This window comes from Candidatus Methylomirabilota bacterium, assembly GCA_035260325.1.
In the GTDB taxonomy this organism is placed as follows: Bacteria; Methylomirabilota; Methylomirabilia; order Rokubacteriales; family CSP1-6; genus AR19.
Map to the genome: position 1 here is coordinate 1 of DATFVL010000220.1, position 5,728 is coordinate 5,728.

The following is a 5,728-nucleotide window of genomic DNA, read 5'->3' on the forward strand; positions in this document are numbered from 1 at the left end:
TGGTGCGGCGCGGGCCGGCGGGCGCCCTGGTGATCGAGACGCCGACGCGCGTCGAGCCGACCGAGGACGACCTCGAGCTGCTGGCGCTCTTCTCCTCCCAGGCCGCGATCGCCGTGCGGAACACGCACGAGCTCGAGCGGCACCGGAGCGGCGCGCTCGCGGCCCTCGGCCGGATGGCCACCCAGGTCGCGCACGAGGTGAAGAACCCGCTCGCCGGGCTCCGCCTCTACGCCCGGCACCTCGAGCAGCGGCTCAGCCGCGCGGCAGACGCCGAGGGCGCCGAGCTCGCCGGGAAGATCGCGACCACCGTGGACCATCTGGCGTCGGTCGTCGCCGAGATCACCACCTTCGGCCGGCCGCCCGAGCTCCACCGCGCGCCGACGCAGGTGCACGACCTGCTCGACGAGTGCCTCGCCCTCGCGGCGGCGCGCTTCGAGGGCGCGGCCGTCGAGGTGGTCCGCAAGTACGACCCCGCGATCCGCGAGGCGCCGCTCGACGCGCGCGGGCTGCGCAAGGCGTTCCTCAACCTGATCCTCAACGCCTTCGAGGCGCTCGCGGCGGGCGGGCGCCTCACGGTGACGACGGCCCTGGCAGCCGACACGGCGACGCTCGCCGTCACGATCGAGGACACGGGCGTGGGCATGACCGACGAAGTCCTCGCGCGCGCGTTCGACCCGTTCTTCACGACGAAGACGGAGGGCACCGGGCTCGGCATGTCGATCGCGCGCTCGGTGGTGGACCTCCACGGCGGGACGCTGACGGTGCAGAGCCGCGTCGGCCAGGGAACCGACGTGCGGATCAAGCTCCCGGTGTCGCGACCGTGAAGCGGGACAGGACCGTGCTGGTGGTGGACGACGAGAAAACGATCACCGACGGCCTCCGCCTGACGCTGGAGGCCGAGGGCTACACGGTCCGCACCGCGGCGAGCGTGCGGGAGGCGCTCACGGGCGTCGCGCAGGCGGAGGCCCACGTCGCGATCCTCGACCTCATGCTGCCGGACGGCGACGGCATCGGGCTCACGCGCGAGCTCAAGCGGCGCGACCCGGCGCTCGAGGTCATCGTCGTCACGGCCTACGGCTCGGTGCGCAAGGCGATGGAGGCGACGAAGGGCGCCGGCGCGTTCTACGTCCTCGAGAAGCCGTTCGATCCCGACGAGCTGCTCGGCCTCGTCAAGAACGCCCTCGAGCATCGCCGGCTCGCCACCGAGAACGCCGACCTCCGCCGCCGGCTCGTCGAGCAGGTCGCCGACAGCGAGATCCTCGGGCAGGCGCCGGGGATGCGGCGCGTGATGGAGACGGTGGCGTCGGTCGCCGAGGCCGACGCCAACGTGCTGATCATCGGCGAGAGCGGCAGCGGCAAGGAGCTGATCGCGAACGCGCTGCACGAGCGCAGCCCGCGCCGCGAGGGGCCGTGGATCAAGATCAACTGCGCGGCGCTGCCCAGGGATCTCATCGAGTCGGAGCTCTTCGGCCACACGAAGGGCGCCTTCACCGGCGCCACCACCGACAAGACCGGCCTCCTGGAAGAGGCCGACGGCGGCTCGCTCCTGCTCGACGAGATCATCGAGATGCCGGTGGACCTCCAGGCCAAGCTCCTGCGCGTCCTCGAGGAGCGCGTCGTGCGCCGGCTGGGCGGCCCGAAGGCCACGCCCGTGGACTTCCGCCTGATCTCCTCCACGAACCGGAGCCCGGAGACTGCGCTCAAGGAGGGCCGCCTCCGCCAGGACCTCTTCTTCCGCATCAACACCGTGTCCATCCAGGTGCCGTCGCTGCGCGAGCGGCGCGAGGACATCCCGGTGCTCGTGAAAGCCTTCCTCGAGCGCTACTGCGCGAAGCACGACCGCACGGTGGAGGGGATCGAGCCCGGGGCGTACCGGCGCCTGCTCGCTTACCCCTGGCCGGGGAACGTGCGCGAGCTCCAGCACGCCCTCGAGCGCGCCGTGCTCGTCACGCGCGGACCGCAGCTCGTGCTCGAGGATTTCCCCGAGCCCTTGCATCGCGCGGCCGGCGAGCCGGGCGCGGCGATCACCATCGCGCCCTCGGAGGTGCCGGCGGGCTCGCTGGAGGAGATCGAGCGCGCGTCGATACTCAAGGCGCTCGAGGCCACCAAGTGGAACAAGCAGGCGGCCGCGGCGCTGCTCGGCCTTAGGCGTCCGACGCTCTATTCCAAAATGCGCAGGCACGGCATTCCCCAGCGCCGGCCGTAGCCCGGCCGTCGCCCGAAACGCGAGCAACTTCCCGGCCCCTGCCCATTTCGTAGGCAAGCGGGGCCCGTTCCGCCACGCGGCCTCGCGCCGCAATTCGCTGATTTCCTGCGCTTCGCGGGGCGCGGATGCGGGCATGGGGGTTGCTTCGCTTGTCCCACCCGGGAGGGTCCGTGATGAAAAAGATCGAGGCCATCATCAAGCCGTTCAAGCTCGACGACGTCAAGGAAGCGCTCACCGCCATCGGCGTCATCGGGATGACCGTGTCGGAGGTGCGCGGCTTTGGCCGGCAGAAGGGCCACACCGAGCTCTACCGCGGCGGCGAATACACGGTGGACTTCCTCCCGAAGATCAAGATCGAGGTCGTCGTCCCGGACCGTCTCGTGGACAAGGTCGCCGAGGTCGTGGCGAACGCGGCCAAGACCGGCAACATCGGCGACGGCAAGATCTTCGTGCACCCGGTCGAGAGCGCGGTGCGCATCCGCACGGGCGAGCGCGACGAGAGCGCGCTCTAGGGGGGCCACCATCGCCCGGACTCTCCCAAGGAGGCTCAACGTGAAGCGACTCGGTATCGCGCTGGCAGTGATGCTGGTGCTGGGCGCCACGGCGGCGGCGGCGCTGGCGCAGCAGCCCGCGGCGCCGGCGGCCCCCGCGGCCCCGGCCGCGCCCGGCGCTCCCGCCCCGGCGCCGTCGAAGATCGACAAGGGCGACACGGCCTGGATGCTGACGTCCTCGGCGCTCGTGCTCCTCATGACGGCGCCCGGCCTGGCGCTCTTCTACGGCGGCATGGTCCGCTCGAAGAACGCGCTGGCCACGCTCATGCAGAGCTTCATCATCCTGGCGGTCATCTCGATCCAGTGGATCCTCTGGGGCTACTCGCTGGCGTTCGGCCCGGACAAGGGCGGGATCATCGGCGGGCTCGAGTGGTTCGGGCTGCGCGGCGTGGGCGCCGAGCCGTACGACGCGTACGCCAAGACCATCCCGCACCAGGTGTTCATGCTCTTCCAGATGATGTTCGCCGTCATCACGCCCGCGCTCATCACCGGCGCGTTCGCCGAGCGGAAGAAGTTCTCGGCGTTCCTGCTCTTCACGGTGCTCTGGGCGACGTTCGTCTACGACCCGCTCGCGCACTGGGTCTGGGGCGACGGCGGCTGGCTCAAGAAGCTCGGCGCGCTCGACTTCGCCGGCGGCACCGTCGTCCACATCTCGTCTGGGATGTCCGCGCTGGTCTGCGCGGTCATGATCGGCAGGCGCCGGGGCTACGGCCACCAGCCGATGCAGCCGCACAACCTGCCGATGACGGTCATGGGCGCGTCGCTCCTGTGGGTCGGCTGGTTCGGCTTCAACGCGGGCAGCGCGCTCGAGGCCAACGGCCTCGCGGTCAGCGCGTTCCTCGCGACGAACACGGGCGCCGCCGCGGCCGCCCTCGGCTGGATGTTCACCGAGTGGATGAGCCGCGGGAAGCCGACCGTGCTCGGCGCGGCGTCGGGCGCCGTCGCCGGGCTCGTCGCGATCACGCCCGCGTCCGGCTACGTCGGGCCGATCTCCGCCCTCGTCATCGGCGCCGTGGCCGGCGCCGTGTGCTACGCGGCGTGCAACCTCAAGTCGAGGTTCGGGTACGACGACTCGCTCGACGTCGTCGGCGTCCACGGCATCGGCGGGACGTGGGGCGCCCTCGCGACCGGGCTCTTCGCCTCGAAGGCGATCAACGATCAGGGGGACAACGGCCTCTTCTTCGGCAATCCGGGGCAGCTCTGGATTCAGTTCGTCGCGGTGATCGCGACGTACGCGCTCGCGATCGTGCTGACGGCGGTCATCCTGAAGGTGGTCGACGCGATCGTCGGGCTTCGGGTGACGGAGGAGGACGAGGTCGCGGGCCTCGACCTCTCGCAGCACTCGGAGACCGCGTATGCGGCGGGCAGCGGGTACGGGGAGCTCGCGACGGGACACGGCGGCGCGTTCGCCGAGGCCCGACCGCGCACCGCTCACTGAGTCCATGGCCGCCGCCGCGGAGGCGCTTGATTCGGGCGGGCCGTTCGCCTAAGTTAGTCGGGCCGCTCACCACACAGACGAGAAGGAGTCTCGCATGACGCCGAAGGACGCTCTCAAGCTGGCCAAGGAGAAGGGCGCCAAGATCGTCGATCTCCGCTTCATCGACCTGCCGGGCCTCTGGCAGCACTTCTCGATCCCGGTGTCCGAGCTGAACGAGGACATCTTCGAGGAGGGGCTCGGCTTCGACGGCTCCTCGATCCGGGGCTTCCAGACGATCGACGAGTCGGACATGCTCCTGATCCCCGATCCGTCGTCGGCGCAGATGGACCCGTTCACCGCCGTGCCGACGCTCGTGCTGGTCTGCAACGTCAAGGACCCCGTCACCGGCAAGTGGTACACGCGCGACCCCCGCTACGTCGCGCAGAAGGCCGAGGCGTATCTGAAGAAGACCGGCCTCGCGGACACGGTCTACATCGGTCCCGAGCTCGAGTTCTTCTTCTTCGACTCGATCCGCTTCGACCAGAACTACAACTCGGGCTACTACTTCATCGACTCCGAGGCCGGGTTCTGGAACTCCGGCAAGGAGGGCACGCTCGAGCAGCCGAACCTCGGCTACAAGCCGCGCTACAAGCAGGGCTACTTTCCGGTCCCGCCGATGGACAAGTTCCAGGACATCCGCTCGGACATGGTCCTGGCGCTCGAGTCGGTCGGGGTCCGCATCGAGGTCCACCATCACGAGGTGGCGACCGCGGGCCAGACCGAGGTCGACATGCGCTTCGACACGCTGACGAAGATGGCCGATAAAGTGATGTGGTACAAGTACTGCGCCAAGAACACGGCGCGGAAGTGGGGCAAGACGGCGACGTTCATGCCGAAGCCGCTCTTCCAGGACAACGGGTCCGGGATGCACACGCATCAGAGCCTCTGGAAGAACGGAAAGAACCTCTTCTACGAGCGGGGCAGCTACGCCGACATCTCGAAGAACTGCCTCTACTACATCGGCGGCATCCTCAAGCACGCCCCGGCGCTGCTCGCGATCATCGCGCCCTCGACCAACTCCTACAAGCGGCTGGTCCCGGGCTACGAGGCGCCGATCAACCTCGTCTACAGCCAGCGCAACCGCTCGGCGTGCATCCGGATCCCGGTGTACTCGAAGTCCGAGGGGGCCAAGCGCATCGAGTTCCGCACCCCGGACAACACCTGCAACCCCTACCTCAGCTTCGCGGCGTGCCTGATGGCGGGCCTCGACGGCATCGCCAACAAGATCGATCCGGGCAAGCCCGTCGACAAGGACCTCTACGAGCTTCCGCCGGCCGAGGCGAAGAAGATCAAGCAGCTCCCGGGCGCGCTCGACATCGTGCTCGACAACCTCGAGAAGTCCCACGACTGGCTCCTGAAGGGCGACGTGTTCACGACCGACCTGATCGAGACGTGGATCGACTACAAGCGGAAGAACGAGGTCGACCCGGTGCGGCTCCGCCCGCATCCGTGGGAGTTCGCGCTGTACTTCGATATTTAGAGCGGCGGGCACCC

5 protein-coding genes are annotated in these 5,728 nt (G+C 69.3%); all 5 read left to right on the forward strand.

The window, feature by feature from the left end; all coding sequences use genetic code 11:
- Window positions 1–824 (forward strand): ATP-binding protein (locus VKG64_13990; GenBank protein ID HKB26151.1); only part of this gene is annotated, 824 nt, incomplete at its 5' end.
- Complete coding sequence (locus VKG64_13995; protein ID HKB26152.1) at window positions 821–2,206, forward strand: sigma-54 dependent transcriptional regulator; 1,386 nt, start codon at window positions 821–823, stop codon at window positions 2,204–2,206. The genes VKG64_13990 and VKG64_13995, both read left to right, overlap by 4 nt.
- A gap of 173 nt (window positions 2,207–2,379) precedes the next feature.
- Window positions 2,380–2,718 (forward strand): P-II family nitrogen regulator, encoded by a 339-nt coding sequence (locus VKG64_14000; protein ID HKB26153.1) that lies wholly within the window; start codon window positions 2,380–2,382, stop codon window positions 2,716–2,718.
- A gap of 40 nt (window positions 2,719–2,758) precedes the next feature.
- Entirely contained in the window at window positions 2,759–4,195 is a 1,437-nt protein-coding gene (locus VKG64_14005) for an ammonium transporter (GenBank protein HKB26154.1), read from the forward strand.
- A 94-nt stretch (window positions 4,196–4,289) separates the two neighbouring features.
- Window positions 4,290–5,714: a type I glutamate--ammonia ligase gene (glnA, locus tag VKG64_14010; GenBank protein HKB26155.1), complete on the forward strand. Its 1,425-nt coding sequence runs from the start codon at window positions 4,290–4,292 to the stop codon at window positions 5,712–5,714.
- Window positions 5,715–5,728 lie beyond the last annotated feature (14 nt).